Source organism: Shewanella metallivivens, from assembly GCF_028750675.1.
Classification (GTDB): Bacteria; Pseudomonadota; Gammaproteobacteria; order Enterobacterales; family Shewanellaceae; genus Shewanella; species Shewanella metallivivens.
The window spans coordinates 42,816-60,565 of record NZ_JAQQPZ010000008.1 but is presented as its reverse complement, the minus strand read 5'-3'; the positions used below and the strand labels follow the sequence as shown (position 1 = coordinate 60,565).

Here is a 17,750-nt window from a genome sequence, read left to right as displayed (position 1 = left end):
TTCCAGTAAGCGATGAAGCTTATAAAACCAAAATGGGTCGTTAGCTCAGTCGGTCTTGAAACATAGACAGTTGGCTTTTGTTCCAGTAAGTGATRAAGCTTATAAAACCAAAATGGGTCGTTAGCTCAGTCGGTAGAGCAGTTGGCTTTTAACCAATTGGTCGAAGGTTCGAATCCTTCACGACCCACCACTTTTTAAATCGTGGTTAAAGAATTTAAACGTTTTATCAGATGGGTCGTTAGCTCAGTCGGTCTTGAAACACAGACAGTTGGCTTTTGTTCCAGTAAGCGATGACGCTTATAAAACCAAAATGGGTCGTTAGCTCAGTTGGTCTTGAAACATAGACAGTTGGCTTTTGTTCCAGTAAGCGATGAAGCTTATAAAACCAGAATGGGTCGTTAGCTCAGTCGGTAGAGCAGTTGGCTTTTAACCAATTGGTCGAAGGTTCGAATCCTTCACGACCCACCACCTCTTGATTTTTTCTGTTTAATCTCTGCTTGATAATTCAAAGTAAATCAATTTTATACTCAATTAGCTCATCTTCTATTAAATTCTTTTTCGTTATAATATTCAGCTTTGGATTAGTACWGGAAACCAAGATGGGYCGTTAGCTCAGTCACTTAGGTTCAAATCAACTACTGCAGTTGGCTTTTAACCCATTGGTCGAAGGTTCGAATCCTTCACGACCCACCACCTCTTGATTTTTTCTSTTTAATCTCTGCTTGATAATTCAAAGTAAATCAATTTTATACTCAATTAGCTCATCTTCTATTAAATTCTTTTTCGTTATAATATTCAGCTTTGGATTAGTACWGGAAACCAAGATGGGYCGTTAGCTCAGTCACTTAGGTTCAAATCAACTACTGCAGTTGGCTTTTAACCCATTGGTCGAAGGTTCGAATCCTTCACGACCCACCACCTCTTGATTTTTTCTGTTTAATCTCTGCTTGATAATTCAAAGTAAATCAATTTTATACTCAATTAGCTCATCTTCTATTAAATTCTTGTTCGTTATAATATTCAGCTTTGGATTAGTACTGGAAACCAAGATGGGTCGTTAGCTCAGTCACTTAGGTTCAAATCAACTACTGCAGTTGGCTTTTAACCCATTGGTCGAAGGTTCGAATCCTTCACGACCCACCACCTCTTGATTTTTTCTGTTTAATCTCTGCTTGATAATTCAAAGTAAATCAATTTTATACTCAATTAGCTCATCTTCTATTAAATTCTTTTTCGTTATAATATTCAGCTTTGGATTAGTACTGGAAACCAAGATGGGTCGTTAGCTCAGTCACTTGGGTTCAAATCAACTATTGCGGTTGGCTTTTAACCCATTGGTCGAAGGTTCGAACCTTAGTCGCTTCATGGTTTGGCTACGTTATCTTCACTGATACATGTGGTATGTCTTTATTTCTATTCTTGTCCTTCTCTTTAATGGCGATTTATTTATGCTTCTTTTCTATTTCAACTTGCACTTAGCAATGTATGAACCAAGTATTAGCATTTGCTTGTCTACTTTTGTCTCATAGACTTATTGCTAATGTTACTTGAATGTTAATTGTTCGATATTGCATAGGATTAGAAAAAAAATGATAAGGGAGAAAGCAATGAAACAAGCAAAATTAAGTTTATATGTTGCAGGTGCGATATTAGCGATGAGTGGGGGAGCTCATGCTGCAACGGACATGACATTTGGTGGTTACATTAAAGCCGATGTCATGTTTAGTGATTATGGTAATGGCGCACCAGATTCTGGAGCGCTTTCAAGACAGTTCTATGTGCCTGGTACTATTTACGGCACAGAGGGTAATGGTGAACAAGTTGTTGATTTTCAAGCGAGAGAATCTCGCTTTAATTTTAAAACTGTCACTGATTTAGATGGCCATACATTAACCGGATTCATTGAGTTAGACTTTATGACTCATGCTGATGGTAATGAGCGTGTCTCTAATAGCTACTCACCCCGTATTCGCCATGCGTTTGTAAGCTATGATGAATGGACCATAGGTCAAACGTGGACAACGTTTCAAAACCCGGGTGCATTACCTGAGAATCTAGATTTTGTTGGCGCAGCAGAAGGCACGCCTTTTGTGAGACAGGCACAAATTCGGTATAGCACAGGCAATTGGCAATTTTCGATAGAAAACCCTGAAACCACAGTGACGCCTTATGGTGGTGGTTCACGGATAACCAGTGGTAGCGGTGTGGTGCCTGATTTTGTTGGTCGCTATAACTTTAAAACCTCAAATGGCTCGTCGTTTTCTGCTGCGGCCATTGTACGACAGCTCAATGTTGAGCAAAACATTGGCGGTACTGCTTATGACACCTCAGAGATGGGTTACGGCGCAAGTTTTGCGGGTGTGATCCCTGTCGGTAATGATGACTTTAAATTTACCGCGACTTATGGTGAAGGTCTGGGGCGTTACATGGCATTAAATTATGCCAATGCAGGTGTTATTGATGCTAATGGCGATATTGAAGCGATTAAATCATTTGGCGGCTTTGTGTCATATCGTCATTGGTGGACTGAGCAGTGGCGTTCAAGTGTGACTTTCTCTGGATTTTCAGCTGACAACGAAGTCGCGTTGACAGGGGAGGCGGTGAACAAGTCTGCTTATTCAGCTTACGTTAATTTATTGTACTCACCATCAAAACCGGTCACTTTTGGTGTTGAATTTATGCATGCATTAAATGAGCTTGAAAATGGTTTTGAAGGCGATTTAAATCGGGTGATTTTTTCCGCCAAATATGTACTTTAGTTTGCTGTAGTAAAACAAAAGGCAACCATCTGGTTGCCTTTTTTATAAGCATCAAACTTAGCAAATTACTTTAATAAATTGTTTTGACGAATATAAGCTTCAAATTCAGTACAACCACCAATTGGTTGTTCATCAATAAAGATTTGTGGCACTGTTTCTACGGTTTTACCCACACTCTTAGATAGATCAGCTTTAGTAATCCCTTCTGCGTGAATATCTACATACTTATATTTAAAATCTTCACTTTGAGCTGCTAATTTTTCAGACAGTTCAACAGCGCGAACGCAATATGGGCAAGCTGGGCGGCCAAAAATAACTACAAACATGGTGACTCCTGTTTAATGATATGGGCAATTTATACCATATGCGCTTTTTTTTTCATAATGCATCGCGATTAATTTTGTTTTAACTCATATCGATTTTATATTTGCCTTGATAATCAAAAAATGAATCAATTAAATCCCAGCGGTGTTTGTTTTTCTTGAGCAGTAATAAATCGGGCTTTCTAAAGCGGGCTTTATCGACTAATACATCATTGGCTTGATTATATTGTGGATGTAATAAGCCTGGGGTGCGGGTGTGATTTAATACAAACACAGCATAAAATGCTCGGCGTTGAGCGGGCGTGGAAAATTGAAATATTTGTTTGAAGTCGTTACCTTCAATGTCAATGTATTGAATGACGAGCTTTTCATCTTGGCAAAGCAATAACATCTCTTGGCATTTAAATAAATGGTGATGTTGGGCGTTTAATACTTGTTTAAGGCGTTTGTCAGGGTCGATCAATGTTGACTGACAGGTTTGGCAAATACGCGCTGCTATGTCATTTTCAGCACCGCAGTCAGGGCATGACTTTGAACGAAATCGAAAATCACATTGTTCAGTGTCATCAATCAATCCTTGGCAACGTCGGCCAAAGTGTTCGATGATGTCGCCATCAGCATCCACTAGCCCCCAAAAGGTATTGGCGAATTGGCAAACAGGGCAGTGGACTTGTACTGGAACCGATTTACTATTGGGTTTGGCTTGACCCACTTCGGGGTAAAATAAATCATAGCCGTTTGCCGCGTAATCAATCACTAAGCAGTCTGCTTTTTTGTCAGCAAGCCTGAGTCCTCTGCCAATCATTTGTTGAAACAAACTCACTGACGCTGTTGGGCGTAATATGGCAATTAAATCGACATGCGGTGCGTCAAACCCTGTCGTTAATACAGCTACATTAACGATGAATTTGAGCTTTTGAGACTTAAAACATTCGATGATGTTATCACGCTCGGAATGTGGTGTCTTCGCGGTGATCAATGCCGCATCATCTTCCATTAATGCCATTATCTCTTCTGCATGTCGCACTGTTGCGGCAAAAATAAGCACACCTTGGCGATGCAAAGCAAGTTGTTTTACTTGCTTAATAATGGCTGTCGTTGCGCGGCCTTGATGGTTCAGTAGGTTATCAACTTCTGTAGGTGAATATTCATTGGCGTCAATGGGAGCAAGGCTGCTGAAGTCGTATTGCACACTGAGTCCATCAAAGATTGTCGGTTGGGTCAAGTAACCTTGTTTAATTAATGGCCTCATAGGCAACTCAAAAATACATTTTTCAAATACTGGATTATCAGTATTACCCACTTTTCCATGATAATGATGGCGATATATCCAACCTAAACCAAGACGATAAGGCGTTGCCGTGAGCCCAAGTAGCTTGATATTAGGATTTTTAGTACGCAGGTGAGTCAGTAGTTGTTGATATTGGCTCGTCGACTCAGTGCTGACGCGATGACATTCATCAATGATAACAAGTGAAAATGTTTGATTAAATTGGTTGAGTGCCCGAGAAGCCGATTGAACACTGGCGACAACGGTTTTACCATTCGCTTTTTTTTGCTTAAGCCCAGCAGAATAAATATTGGCTTCTTCGGTCAACAATCCGACTTTTTCGGCATTTTGTGCCACTAACTCTTTTACATGGGTGAGTATTAAGACATTACCATTGGCGATTTTGGCAAGCTCTGCTATCACAATGCTTTTGCCTGCGCCTGTAGGAAGCACTAGCACTGCTGACTGCTGACTGAGTTTAAAATGCATTACAGCGGCGTCTACGGCTTGTTGTTGATAGTCGCGAAGGTTAATGTGCATACAATTGGCCGTTGGAGTTTAATGTATTCAATAGGGTTCTGAATTAGGTTACCCGGTTATATTCAGCCACAGTTATTGATAGGGGAGTTATCATTATCTCATGTTATTTAAAACAGTATCATTTATGGCTAATTACACGCTAGGCACTGTTTTTTGTTTTGAGTTAGTGTAAATTTAATTTCAAGAGTTGTGGGTTGAAAGATGTTTTTACTAGGGCGGGTTAGCCATTAAAAATATAATAAAAAACGTAATCTTAGGAGTATCCACCATGAAATATTTATCATTACTGGCCTTGTGTATTGTCAGTCATTTTGCCATGGCAGAACAAGGATTGGTAGTCGGGTTTTCAATAGAAGAATATGTCACTGACTCACAGGACACGACCTCATCAACGTCGAATATCCTTATGGGGTTAAATGAAACTGTCTCCATTGAGGTTGAGGGGGATTATGTGGTGACGATGACCTCAAAGCAGCTGCAGGCTGAAAATATTCAACTCACAGTGAGTTTGAGTGATTTGTCTAACGGCGCACCTAATGTCGTCGATAGAAACAGAACGTTAAATTTAACTGTTGGCCAGGCAACCCGTTATCAATTAACCCAAGCAGATCATGTTTATTTGGTGAGTATTAACACCGTTTATGGTGAGTTGCCTGCTCACTAGGCTAATGATGAGGGATACTAATACCATTGTGCGTAAATAAGTGAGAATTCAGCGAGATTTTAAAGGGCTTAAACAAGGCGCATGACTGAACTAACAGGTTCTCTTTAGACGTCGAGCAACGCAGTGTAAGCCCTTTTTAAACTCGCCTTAAAGGAATGCACCAGCTGATTTTGCTTTGCGTTATCGTTATTTGAAAGGACTGCATGGCGATGCTTTAATCAAAAACGCTGTACACATTCTGAGTGGTCACTTATTAATACGGATGAGTATCAGTCAAACAAAAAAAGCCCCTCAGTGAGGGGCAAAAGAGAAATTGGTCAGGATTTCTCGTGGGTGGATAGAATACTAGCTTGAGTCATGTTATTCCGTTTTGTTTAAACGGGTTTCGATTAAGGTATCAATAACCGCTGGATCTGCCAGCGTTGAAGAATCACCTAAGTTGGTGACTTCATTGGCAGCAATTTTACGCAAGAAGCGACGCATGATTTTGCCAGAACGCGTTTTCGGGAGTCCGCTAGCCCATTGGATAAGATCTGGCGTCGCTAGCGCCCCGATTTCTTTACGTACCCATTGACGTAGTTCTAGGCGTAACTCTTCCGTTGGTTCTGTTCCTCGCGTTAAGGTCACATAAGCATAAATGCCTTGTCCTTTAATATCGTGAGGGTAACCAACCACTGCCGCTTCAGCGACTAGATCATGCGACACTAACGCACTTTCGACTTCTGCTGTGCCTAAACGGTGGCCTGATACGTTAATCACATCGTCGACTCGACCTGTAATCCAGTAATAACCATCTTCATCACGACGGGCACCGTCACCGGTAAAGTACATGCCACGGAACGTTTTAAAGTAGGTCAGGGCAAACCTGTCATGGTCGCCATAAACGGTACGCATTTGGCCAGGCCATGAGTCAAGTATAACCAGGTTACCTTCTGTGGCGCCTTCAACGATATTGCCCATGTTGTCGACTAATGCAGGCTGTACGCCAAAAAATGGACGGGTAGCGGAGCCTGGTTTAGTGTCTGTTGCGCCCGGTAATGGGCTAATGAGAATACCGCCGGTTTCAGTTTGCCACCAAGTATCCACAATTGGGCAGTTTTCATGGCCGATAACTTCATGGTACCAACGCCAAGCTTCTGGATTAATGGGTTCGCCTACGGAACCCATAATGCGCAGTGAATCGCCTTTATAGTTGCTGAATTTCTCTTTACCTTCAGCCATTAAAGCCCGGATTAATGTCGGAGCAGTATAAAGGATATTAACATTATGGCGGTCAATCATTTCGCCAAGACGAGCTGGTGTTGGGTGGTTGGGTACACCTTCATGAATTAATACCGTAGCAGCGTTGGCAAATGGACCATACACCATGTAGGAGTGGCCGGTAATCCAACCGACGTCGGCAGTACACCAGTAAACCTCATCAGCTTTATAGTCAAATACATATTCGTGTGTCATCGAGGCGTAAACCATGTATCCACCAGTGGTATGCAACACACCTTTAGGGTTACCCGTTGAGCCTGAGGTATACAGTAAAAATAATGGATCTTCAGCATTCATTTCAACGGGTTGGCAATACTCAGAAGCGACTTCCATCAACGAATGCCACCACACATCGCGACCTTCAACCCAATCAATATCGCCACCAGTACGTTTTAATACAATGACTTTTTCGACTGAGGTGACATCAGGGTTGGCAATAGCTTCATCAACACTGCGCTTTAAGGGAATTGTACGTCCACCGCGTACGCCTTCATCAGAGGTGATGATGACTTTAGATTTACCGTCTATGACTCTTGCTGCAATCGAGTCTGGTGAAAAACCACCAAATACCACAGAGTGAACAGCACCAATTCGGGCGCAGGCAAGCATCGCTACTGCAGCTTCTGGCACCATAGGCATGTATATTGTGACGATATCGCCTTTACCAACACCTTGGCCGCGTAATGCATTGGCAAACTTACAGACGTCAGCGTGTAATTCTGCATAGGTGATTTTACGCTGTTCATTCGCATCATCACCTTCCCAAATGATGGCCAGTTTATCGCCGTGTTGCTCTAGATGACGGTCTAAACAGTTTGCCGAGGCATTTAATGTGCCGTCATAAAACCAGTTAATTGATAAATTGTGGTCATCAAAAGAGGTTTGTTTAATTTTGGTGTAAGGTTTAATCCAGTCGATACGTTTGCCGTGTTCTCTCCAAAAACCTTCTGGATTAACGATGGACTCTTGGTACATTTTCTTATATTGATCGTTATTAACCAGTGCGTTGTCTGCAATGTCACTAGGAACTTTGTAAAGAGACTGCGAGCTCATAGGGGCTTCCCTTTCTTAAAAATGGCGTGGCTAAAGTATCATCTGCAACCGACTATCAAAACTATTAGACCTTGGTCTAGTTTTAAAATATCCTTAATATTTAGTCTGTTGCACGTGCTAAGATGACTAAAAAGTACAGCTGATAAGAAGCAAAATCTCAAATTTAGCTGGGGTCGATTGTTTTATGTTCAACCTGTTTTGTTGGAATATGAATAAAATTGACTGTAAATAACAATAAAATGATAGCGGACGTCTGATGAATTTAACTCTTATTGTAGCCGTAATTGCGGTGTGCTATGTGTCATTGTTGTTTATTTTGGCATGGGGTGCTGAGCGCTGGTTCAGTAAAATAAGCCAAAAACTGCAAGTGTGGATTTACGGCTTAAGTTTGGCTGTTTATTGCTCATCGTGGAGTTTTTTGGGCACGGTAGGGCAATCCGCTACTGATTTATGGTCTTTTTTACCTATTTTTGTTGGCCCCATTTTAGTGTTTACCCTTGGTTTTGGTATGTTGCGTAAAATGGTTGTGGTGTCTAAAGCACAAAATATCACCTCGGTGGCTGATTTTATTGCAGCCCGTTATGGTAAATCACAGTTATTAGCCGCAATTGTTACCCTTATCGCCCTCTTTGGCATCATGCCGTATATCGCTTTGCAATTAAAAGCGATGGTGTTTAGCCTCAATTTATTTCAGCCTGACGACAATCCTTTAAGTCCTGTGGCAGTGCCGCTGTTAATCACTATGTTACTTGCTGTATTTGCGATTTTGTTTGGCACTCGAAAATTAGATGCGACAGAGCATAACCCAGGAATGATGGTTGCGATTGCATTTGAATCTTTAGTTAAATTAGCCGCATTTATTGTTGTAGGCGTTGTGATTAGTTTTGGCTTTTTTGACGGATTTGGCGATATTTGGCAGCAAGCCTCAGCGAAAGGGGTAATAGAAAATAGCCACTTGCGTCTAGAATCATTTTTACCTGAATTATTTGTCGGTATGGCGGCATTTTTATGTATGCCAAGGCAGTTTCACGTCATGGTAGTTGAATGTGGTGGCGAGCATATTTTAAAAAAATCACGCTGGATTTTCCCCATTTATTTAGCTTTATTTGGCATGTTTGTTGCTCCTCTAGCGTTGGCGGGCAAAGTATTATTAGGTGACTCAGTTGCGGCTGACACCTACGTAATCAACCTACCTTTGGCATTAGACCAACCCTTTTTAGCCGTTATTGCATTACTAGGGACTCTATCCGCCGCAACAGGCATGGTGATTGTAGCGGTCGTCACAATCAGCGTGATGGTGAGTAATGAGTGGTTAGTGCCTTTTTTATTGCGCACCGGACAAATCAAAGAAAAGAATTTTAGCCAGTTTTCGCAACTGTTACTCAATGTGCGTCGTTTAGCTATTGTGGTGATTTTGGGCTTTGGTTATTTAAGCTATTTAACCTTAGCTGACAGTGATTCGTTATCACATCTTGGTATGCTGTCATTTGGTGCCTTTTCGCAATTGGCGCCAGCATTGGTAGGTGGACTGTATTGGAAACACGGTAATCGTACCGGGGTTTATCTTGGTCTCGCTGTGGGCTTTAGCTTATGGTGTTTTATATTGCTCCAAGGGGCTGGTGCAAGGTTAATTGGCGGTGAGTTTGACTTACTGAATTCGATTACGCCGAATGTCAGTGATACGTTAGTCGCGTTATTGGCTAATATTATTTGCTACGTGTTGGGATCGATTTGGTTTAGAGCCGGGGTTGCTGAGCGTATTCAAGCCAGTAACTTCGTTAAACCTTGGTCGTTAAAAAAAGATGCTAATAAGCGTCAGGGGCCGATATCGCAACAAGATTTACTGATACTTGCCAGCCGGTTTGTTAGTCCGACCCGTGCCTATGAAAGTTTTAGCCGCTTCTCTCCCGAGGCCGTTAAAAGTGACAGTTGGTATAAGGCTGCACCAGATGAATTAATCGCCCACACTGAGCATATGTTGTCTGGTGTTCTTGGGGCTTCAAGTGCGTCATTGGTGATGGACTCTGTTCTGCAAGGACGAGATTTAGCGCTTGATGAAGTATTTAGCTTGGTCGATGAAGCATCATCCAAAATCATTTTAAGCCAGGACATGTTGCGCGGCGCAATTGAACATGCCTATGAAGGGATGAGTGTGGTGGATAAAGACCTGAATTTAGTCGCTTGGAATTATCGTTATGCCGATTTATATCAATATCCAGATGGTTTTTTACAGCAAGGTATGCCAATTGCTGACGTAATCCGCTTCAATGCCTCACGTGGATTTTGTGGTAAAGGTGATGTTGAGCAAAAAGTGGCCATTAGGGTGCAGCATATGCGTAATGGTACCCCTCACACTTCAGAGCGTGAACGTAAAGACGGTAAAGTGATTAAAATTCAGGGTAACCCTATGCCCGATGGCGGTTTTGTGATGACGTTTACCGATATTACTCAGTATCGCTTACAAGAAAAAGCCTTACTTGAAGCCAATGAAACCCTAGAAAGCCGAGTGCAAGAACGTACTTATGAACTGGCGATGCTCAACAGCGAGTTACTTGAAGCCAAATCGCAAGAGGAACTGGCCAATGCATCTAAAACTCGATTTCTGGCTGCCGTTGGCCATGATTTAATGCAACCGCTCAATGCAGCCAGGCTGTTTACCGCATCGCTGGCGCAATATCCTCATTTGGATTTAGAGGCGCGTACCACGTTAACCCACGTAAATAGCTCATTAAAAATTGCCGGTGAACTGCTGACCGATTTATTAGATATTTCTAAGCTTGATTCAGGCATGGTCGATGTCAATCGCCGCGACTTTTCCATTTCTGAGGTGATTAATGGATTGGCCATTGAGTTTGAAGCAATGGCAGGAGATAACCAAATATCATTTGCGATGGTGCCGTGTTCTGCAACGGTAAATTCTGATCCCTCTTTGTTGAGGCGCATTTTACAAAACTTTTTAACCAATGCCTATCGATATGCACGCGGAGGTAGGGTGCTATTGGGATGTCGTCATCGTGGTGAGTTTATTGAGATACAAGTGCTCGATACTGGTTGCGGAATTGATGAGCATGAAACCCAAGAGATCTTTAAAGAATTTAAACGCTTAAATCATCCCAGCAGTCGCAATGTAAGTGGTTTAGGACTTGGGTTGGCAATTGCTGACCGAATAAGTAAAGTGCTTGATCATCCTATTCAAGTTCAATCTGTGTTAGGACAAGGTTCTATGTTTTCTATCATGGTGCCGTTAGGGCAAACGGTAAGCCAAGTCGTGACTAAACCCATCCCTTCGCTTATGCAACCTCTTGCTGGCGTTAAGGTGTTATGTATTGACAATGAAGAAGCTATTTTAGCGGGTCTGGACTCACTTTTAAGCCGTTGGCAATGTGAGGTTATTTGTGCAACAGACATCGCTGATGCGCGAATCAAGTTAGGCCTTAAAGGCGTTGCGCCAGACATTATTTTGGCTGACTATCATTTAGATGATGATAAAAATGGCGTTGATGCCATGGATGATATTCGCTCACGCTATGGTGCTCACGTGCCCGGGATTTTGATTACCGCTAACACCAATAAAGACCTTGTCGATGACATTGAACGACGCGGGTATCACTATATGGCGAAAATGGTTAAGCCAGCGGCGTTGCGCGCCCTGATTTCGAGTTTAGTTAAAAAATAATGGCTGACATTGGGGCTGAAATAACATGATAAAAGCATATGGCGACAGTGTGTCGGGCAACTGCTATAAAGTGCAATTGGTGCTTAATCTCCTGAAGATTGAGCATCAATGGATAGAAATGAGCATTATCGATGGTGATACACAGACCGCGGCTTATTTAGCCAAAAATTCGACAGGAAAAATACCGCTAATAGAACTTGATGACGGCCGAATGTTATCTGAATCAAATGCTATTATGGGCTATCTTGCGGCTAATTCTGCACTTATTCCTAACGATGAATTTTATAAAGCAAAAATGTATCAATGGCTGTTCTTTGAACAATACAGTCATGAGCCTTATATTGCCGTGGCCCGTTATATTCAACTGTATTTAGGTTTACCAGATGAACGTTTAGCCGAGTACCAATCTTTACATGCTAAAGGTTATAAGGCGCTGAGCGTCATGGAATCTGAACTTACAAAGCAGCCATTCTTATGCGGTGAGCAGTTTAGCTTAGCGGATATTGCGCTTTATGCTTATACCCATGTGGCGCATCAAGGTGGTTTTGATTTAGTTGACTACCCACAGATAAGAGCTTGGTTAACCCGCATTACGCAAATACCAGGCTTTATTGCAATGCGGGTTTAATGCTTTAGGCGGTTTATTTGCCAAGTTTGGCAAAGTGTTTTGCTACAGCGGGTTCATACGGTGTTGATAATCCAACATAAGCTGGGCCAAATGCTTGTAAGCCGCGTTCGGTAACAAACTCTTTTGGCGCCGGTAAAATCACAATAGCGACATTTAGGCCTATATGATGGTTGGGTGTTGTGATTGCCACTTGGTTGTCCATATCAATACAGCAAATCAAGTCTGGGATGGTGACATCAACTTCACCATTACGGCGTGCTAAAAGATGCTCATTTTTGATTTCTAATTGATATTGCTCGTGCTGGTACTCACCACTTCCAACAATGGTCACAGTACCAATGGTAAAGCCTTTTTCTGTACTAAAATGTGATTGTGAAACCTGACCTCTAAACGCAACATAACCCTCGCCGTGGCTTGCTATGGCCTTGGCAATGTCTTCGCCTTGCTCTTTTGCCAGACGGTAAGCTTTACCAATGGCCAGAGACTTAGAAATAGTGCCTTTAATCACCGCATCTTTTACTTGTTCAATTGGCATCGCATGATCGATAGCGGCAATATCATTACGACTGATCACCGATAAAGCACGTACCACCGTCTCGGCGCGTAAATCATCAATAATATTTTCACAAATAAAACATTCGCCAAACTCATTTGCCGCCACAATTGGTGCCGCTGGGATATCATTAAAGTAATACGTTGAGTGGGTGATTTCAGGTACGGCGCGGCCAGCAACATCGGCATCAATAATATAGCCATCGGCCATTGCGGCAACATAAAAAGAAATCGCTGTATTTGAGCCGCCGAGTTCACAGCAAATGGTGCCGTAAAACTTCTCCCCAGTGTATTGTTCAAGGCGTTTAAACGCGGTCATCATTGAAGACATATCGCTTTTAGGCAATCTTGCGTAAACCGCTTCTTCGGTTTCAGATAGTGCCGACAATGCCCCAAGCATATAAGGTGTGCAGATTTTTCTCCCCGCAGGGACTTCGTCTACATCAACGAGGGTAAAGGTTTTACCTGCGGCGAGTGCTGCATCGATATAAGCAATACCTTCATCCATCTCTCCACCGCCACCGGTGCCCAAAATAACACATCCATGTAAAATATCTGTTAGGTCTAAACGCGTTAATGACTTCATACGACTCTCTGGTATATATCTTAAAATCAAAGGTTTAATTTATTTATTTATTATTACTGTTGGGTTTATAAACAGTGTGTTGAATTGTGTGGCTTATTGTTTGCCATGATCTTTTTGATGACAAAATAGAGTGGGGCTGTGATGAGCATGGCATCACACACTTCAATGCCTGTTAGTGTGAGCCAGCCGTTATTGACCATCATGGCAAAAATAATCCCGCCGACCCAAGCCACTAATGCTTGAAAATTAAATGTTGTTGTTTGATTTAACTGCTCTATTTGATAGATCTTTTGCTGCTGAATAAAGAAAAAGTCGACAATGTAAATTGCGGCAACAGGGCTAAAAAGAATCGACAAACTAAAAATGAACCCAGTAAAGTTATCGAGCAAATTGAGTGATGCAACAACGGCACCCAATATTCCGCCTGCAAGGATGATTTTCCATTCTGACCAATGAGGTGTTATGGCATTAAACCCTAATGCGGCGCTATAAAGGTTGACCACGTTGGTTACGGCGCTTGATGCAATTAATAATACAAAGGCAAACATCCCTAAGCCGAGGGTTAGCATCACCACAAGAATGTCAGAGTTCACTACCGCTAAACCGGCGATTGCTGCAGCGATATAGACAAAATTACTGATAAACATAAAAGGTAAAAAAGAGGCGATGACCGTGTCTTTTGGCTTAGCGGCAAAGCGGCTAAAATCTGGCATTAATACCACACTCACAATAAAACTGCCGACAATGGCTGACACCGCTTCACCAAAGGTAAAATCTATCCCTGTTAGGCTACCGGTAGAGGGCGTGTCATTCACCACATACCCCAAGCTTTGATAAAGCATGTAGGCCACCAGTAAAAACAAAATGGGCACAAAAAGGCTTGAGACGCGCTCAATCAATTTAAAGCCCCATAAGGTGGTTAAGGTGATCACTATGCTGGCAGCAATATCGAATGTCCAAATAGGTGGAGCATAATCAAAAAGCTGCATTGAAAACTGAGCCGCCACCTCGCTAAACAAATTAATGTTAACGCCGTACCAACCAAGTAATGACAATACAAAGGCTAAACTCACAATATTGGCACCTTGCAAACCAAAAACAAATTTCATTGTCATACACGAGCTTAAGCGGTTTTTCATACCCACATAGCCAGTAATCGTGCCTAATACCGACAAAATAAACCCGCCGATTAAAAATGCATATATGCTTTGCTCTAACCCTAAGGCTGATCCGATCTCTAAACCTGTAATGAGTCCAGGTACAGCAAAGGCTAAGCCACCATTGACCATGCCGATACGCCAACCGTTATGGGTTTTATCTTCAGGAACAGGTGTGGTTGCGTAGTCTTCAAGTAAGTCATCGATTGTGTGGGTTTCAGGCATGTTTATTCCTAGTAAAAGCGCCGTTGCTGGTGTTTGATTGCGCCAATAACGGCGCCATCAAACACCAAGTTAGATTGCTTAGAAGTTGTAAATCGCTTCTACACCAAAGCTACGAGGCTTGTTGGGTTGGCGTGCAAGATCGGTCACTCCGTCAGCCACAATAAACAAATCTTCTATGCTTCGTTCATCAGTTAGATTGTCAACATAAGCTTGAATTGTCCATTGCTCAGATTTAACCCCAATACCTAGATTTAATGTGGTTGAAGACGATGAGCGAATGTCCGCAATGTCGATTGAAAATGATTGCGGTCCAATAACTTGCACGTCAGCACGTGACAATAACGCCCATTCGCCATTGAGTTGATAGTGGTGATTCATCGACAATGCATAGTTGTAATCGGCGACATAAAATTGCGTGTAGCCAACCAGTTCTGGCTGACGGTCAAACGCTTTGATTTCAGAGTCGACAATGCCGGCACTAAAACGCAGATCTAAGCCATCGGTTAACGCAAGGTCTGCTTCAAGTTCTATACCTTTAGTCTCAACTTTGTCGATTGACAGATTTTCTAACGTATAGGTATCAACATTAAATTGAGTGATTTGTGCATTGGATTGATCTATCCAAAAAAGTGCACCATTTAGGGTTAAGCGGTTATCAAATAAAGTTGATTTAAAGCCGGTCTCATAACTGTCTGACACTTCTTGGTCGAATGAACGGCTAATGCCTTCTGCGGGTTCATTAAAGCCACCACTTCTAAATCCTTTTGAATATCCTGCATATAACAGTAAGTCTTCGGTTGCTTGATAGGCGAGCGTCGCTTTAGGCTGCCATTGGCTAAATGTTTTTTTAGCAAAGGTGTCTTCACGGGCAGCAGGATCATAGGATTCTCGTGTGTCTTCGTCGTAGCGTAATGCGGTGGTTAATTCGAGTTTGTCAGTAATATCGTAGTTAGTTTGTCCAGACAGTGCCCACGCTTTACTGCTGTTTTTATCTGCAATGGTGAAAAACAGGCTGTCGTCATTAAAATCTGAGCGTGACTGCGCGGTATCACCGGCAAAGTCATCAAAGAAATTAATGGTGTTGTCGCGTTGTTTATCTTGATAAAAAGCAGAAACTGCCCATCTTAATGCTTGATCGCCACGAGAGGTAAAGCGTGACTCTATAGTGAATGATTCAATGTCATAAAGCCCTTCGGTAGCAAATGGAGCTCTAAAAAAGCCGTCTTCATCAATAAATGTGGCGTCAGCTGAGTAATCACCATCATAAAAATGTTCGTTTTCAGAATCACTGTACGCAGTGATGAAATCAAATGTACCTAAGTCGTACTCTTGGGTTAATTTAGCACTTAACTCGTAAACATCACGTTGGTCATTGTTATATATGTTTTGTGACGTGGGTAAATCATAGTCTTCTTTGCTGTCTTCTGACACGTTCTGATAATAGGCAAAGCCTACATCAGAGGTGGTATAACGTCCTTTGAGGTTTAAGCTTGTTTCTTCAAATAAATCAAATTGAAGCTGTGCAAACGCTGAGTCTTCTGACAGATAGTCAGCTTCATCATTTAAAAAAACGTTATCAATTAATCCGTCGCTATTTTTGGTATAGCCGCCAACCCGGAAAAACGCGCTATCTTGTTCATTTAACGAACCCGATACCACACCACTCATATTATAGGTGTTGCCATTGCCATAGGAGCCTTTGACTGAGCCTTCAATATCTTCAGTCGGTTTTTTGGTGGTGACAATCACCGCACCACCAATTGCCCCTTTACCGTAGAGTGCTCCTTGAGCTCCCCGCATCACTTCAATACGTTCTATGTCGACCAAATCTTGGTTGATAAATTCTAAATCTGGGGCGGTAACGCCATCGACGACAAAGGCGAGCGGGGCATCACCCACTTGAGGGGTAATTAATCCTCGGATAGTGATGCGAGCCAGTCCTGGGCGAAAGTTATCTAATTGGCTCAGGTTAGGCGTCATATCTGCGACATCTCGAAAATTCGTAATGCGCTGGCTTTCAATCATGTCTGCACTAAACGCAGTAACAGAATCAGGTACATTTTGTAAGGTTTCGACACGACCACGGGCTGTAATCGAGATCCTCTCTACGCCACTCGTATCCATTGCTTCTACTTGAGATGGGTTGTCCTCAGCTAATAATGGGGAGCTTAATGCCATTGAAATAGCAGCAGCAACAAAAGATTTTTTTGTAAATAGCGTCTGGGTATATGGGGTCATGGCGTTCCCTTTAGAAGTTATATTAGTCGTATGTAACCGTAATCAAATTGTTAAATAAATCACTTGTAGCCATTTTGCGGCTTTGCTTGCAAAATAATATTTTGTAGTTAGGGTTAAATTCGAAAAATTTGTAGCGCTTTTGCTGTAAAAAATCTTGTTTTTGCAAATTAATTGACAATGACTCAGTATAGAAAGCTGCATAAATACGGTGAGTTGAGCCAATGAAGAAGAAATTGAAGATTGACAGTTACAATAAAAAAATATTATCCACATTGCACTTAGAGGGCTCGGTCACCAATATTGAATTAGCTGAAAAAGTGAACTTATCGCCTAGTGCCTGCTTCCAACGGGTCAAAGCATTAAAAGAAGCGGGGTACTTTCGTAATTTACATGCTGATATTAATTTAGACCAATTGTGTGAGCATGTACTGGCTTATATTGAATTTACCCTAGAAGATAACAGTGCCCCTGCTCGGCGCCGTTTTGTTAATCGGATTAATGACATTCCTGAGATAATGGACTGCATGCAGTTAAGTGGTGATGTTGATTATATTTCGCTCAGTTGTTTTCCTAATATTAAGGCCTTAAATGAAATTTGTTCTGATTTAAGCGATCAACCGGATTTAAGAATCAAACGTATTAATACACGGATTGTACTCGAACGTACAAAATGGTTTTTAGGTTATCCATTAGCCAAATTAAAATGGTTAGACGATGACGATTTTTCAGGGGAGATGGTGTCAGAGCGAGTCGGGATGTGATTATTATATCTTTTTGAAGCGGCTAACTAAGCTCAATACAGTGCGCTTATTTAGCCGT

The 17,750-nt window shown here is 41.9% G+C and carries 11 protein-coding genes and 3 tRNA genes; 8 read left to right on the top strand and 6 right to left on the bottom strand.

All coding sequences use genetic code 11. From position 1 onward, the window contains the following. Positions 1–114: 114 nt before the first annotated feature. From PQR79_RS11165 to PQR79_RS11150, 4 genes are all read left to right on the top strand, one after another. Positions 115–190, top strand: a tRNA-Lys gene (locus tag PQR79_RS11165). Between the two features lie 202 nt (positions 191–392). Further along, positions 393–468, top strand: a tRNA-Lys gene (locus tag PQR79_RS11160). Positions 469–1,051: 583 nt separating this feature from the next. Next, positions 1,052–1,143 (top strand) — tRNA-Lys (locus tag PQR79_RS11155). Between the two features lie 464 nt (positions 1,144–1,607). Further along, positions 1,608–2,759, top strand: a complete 1,152-nt coding sequence (locus PQR79_RS11150) for a DcaP family trimeric outer membrane transporter (protein ID WP_238104425.1) — start codon at positions 1,608–1,610, stop codon at positions 2,757–2,759. Positions 2,760–2,824: 65 nt separating this feature from the next. Here the strand turns inward: PQR79_RS11150 and PQR79_RS11145 are convergent, their stop codons facing one another. Continuing rightward, on the bottom strand, positions 2,825–3,085 hold the full coding sequence (locus PQR79_RS11145) for a GrxA family glutaredoxin (RefSeq protein ID WP_238104192.1): 261 nt from the start codon (positions 3,083–3,085) through the stop codon (positions 2,825–2,827). Positions 3,086–3,164: 79 nt separating this feature from the next. Then, positions 3,165–4,892, bottom strand: a complete 1,728-nt coding sequence (gene radD, locus PQR79_RS11140) for a DNA repair helicase RadD (protein ID WP_238104193.1) — start codon at positions 4,890–4,892, stop codon at positions 3,165–3,167. A 268-nt stretch (positions 4,893–5,160) separates the two neighbouring features. On the opposite strand from radD, the gene PQR79_RS11135 reads away from it, so the two are divergent. Continuing rightward, positions 5,161–5,556, top strand: a complete 396-nt coding sequence (locus PQR79_RS11135; RefSeq protein WP_238104194.1) for a hypothetical protein — start codon at positions 5,161–5,163, stop codon at positions 5,554–5,556. 360 nt (positions 5,557–5,916) lie between these two features. Here the strand turns inward: PQR79_RS11135 and acs are convergent, their stop codons facing one another. Next, positions 5,917–7,869: an acetate--CoA ligase gene (gene acs, locus PQR79_RS11130; protein WP_238104195.1), complete on the bottom strand. Its 1,953-nt coding sequence runs from the start codon at positions 7,867–7,869 to the stop codon at positions 5,917–5,919. 256 nt (positions 7,870–8,125) lie between these two features. On the opposite strand from acs, the gene PQR79_RS11125 reads away from it, so the two are divergent. After that, entirely contained in the window at positions 8,126–11,545 is a 3,420-nt protein-coding gene (locus PQR79_RS11125; protein ID WP_238104196.1) for a hybrid sensor histidine kinase/response regulator, read from the top strand. A 28-nt stretch (positions 11,546–11,573) separates the two neighbouring features. After that, entirely contained in the window at positions 11,574–12,173 is a 600-nt protein-coding gene (locus tag PQR79_RS11120; protein ID WP_238104428.1) for a glutathione S-transferase family protein, read from the top strand. A 13-nt stretch (positions 12,174–12,186) separates the two neighbouring features. On the opposite strand, the gene PQR79_RS11115 is transcribed toward PQR79_RS11120, so the two are convergent. The 3 genes from PQR79_RS11115 to PQR79_RS11105 form a co-directional block, all read right to left on the bottom strand. After that, positions 12,187–13,311: an S-methyl thiohydantoin desulfurase family protein gene (locus PQR79_RS11115; RefSeq protein ID WP_274408493.1), complete on the bottom strand. Its 1,125-nt coding sequence runs from the start codon at positions 13,309–13,311 to the stop codon at positions 12,187–12,189. Positions 13,312–13,376: 65 nt separating this feature from the next. Then, positions 13,377–14,693, bottom strand: a complete 1,317-nt coding sequence (locus tag PQR79_RS11110; protein WP_238104198.1) for a cytosine permease — start codon at positions 14,691–14,693, stop codon at positions 13,377–13,379. 78 nt (positions 14,694–14,771) lie between these two features. Beyond that, the gene (locus PQR79_RS11105; RefSeq protein WP_238104199.1) at positions 14,772–16,931 is read right to left on the bottom strand and encodes a TonB-dependent receptor; all 2,160 of its coding nucleotides are present in this window, start codon (positions 16,929–16,931) and stop codon (positions 14,772–14,774) included. Between the two features lie 221 nt (positions 16,932–17,152). On the opposite strand from PQR79_RS11105, the gene PQR79_RS11100 reads away from it, so the two are divergent. Next, complete coding sequence (locus tag PQR79_RS11100) at positions 17,153–17,692, top strand: Lrp/AsnC family transcriptional regulator (RefSeq protein WP_238104200.1); 540 nt, start codon at positions 17,153–17,155, stop codon at positions 17,690–17,692. Positions 17,693–17,750 lie beyond the last annotated feature (58 nt).

What these genes read in the sequence shown, in the direction of transcription:
- radD (WP_238104193.1), bottom strand. Translation starts at nt 4,892, where the DNA reads ATGCACATTAACCTTCGCGACTATCAACAACAAGCCGTAGACGCCGCT.
- PQR79_RS11125 (WP_238104196.1), top strand. Translation starts at nt 8,126, where the DNA reads ATGAATTTAACTCTTATTGTAGCCGTAATTGCGGTGTGCTATGTGTCA.
- PQR79_RS11105 (WP_238104199.1), bottom strand. Translation starts at nt 16,931, where the DNA reads ATGACCCCATATACCCAGACGCTATTTACAAAAAAATCTTTTGTTGCT.
- PQR79_RS11135 (WP_238104194.1), top strand. Translation starts at nt 5,161, where the DNA reads ATGAAATATTTATCATTACTGGCCTTGTGTATTGTCAGTCATTTTGCC.
- PQR79_RS11150 (WP_238104425.1), top strand. Translation starts at nt 1,608, where the DNA reads ATGAAACAAGCAAAATTAAGTTTATATGTTGCAGGTGCGATATTAGCG.
- acs (WP_238104195.1), bottom strand. Translation starts at nt 7,869, where the DNA reads ATGAGCTCGCAGTCTCTTTACAAAGTTCCTAGTGACATTGCAGACAAC.
- PQR79_RS11145 (WP_238104192.1), bottom strand. Translation starts at nt 3,085, where the DNA reads ATGTTTGTAGTTATTTTTGGCCGCCCAGCTTGCCCATATTGCGTTCGC.
- PQR79_RS11110 (WP_238104198.1), bottom strand. Translation starts at nt 14,693, where the DNA reads ATGCCTGAAACCCACACAATCGATGACTTACTTGAAGACTACGCAACC.
- PQR79_RS11115 (WP_274408493.1), bottom strand. Translation starts at nt 13,311, where the DNA reads ATGAAGTCATTAACGCGTTTAGACCTAACAGATATTTTACATGGATGT.
- PQR79_RS11100 (WP_238104200.1), top strand. Translation starts at nt 17,153, where the DNA reads ATGAAGAAGAAATTGAAGATTGACAGTTACAATAAAAAAATATTATCC.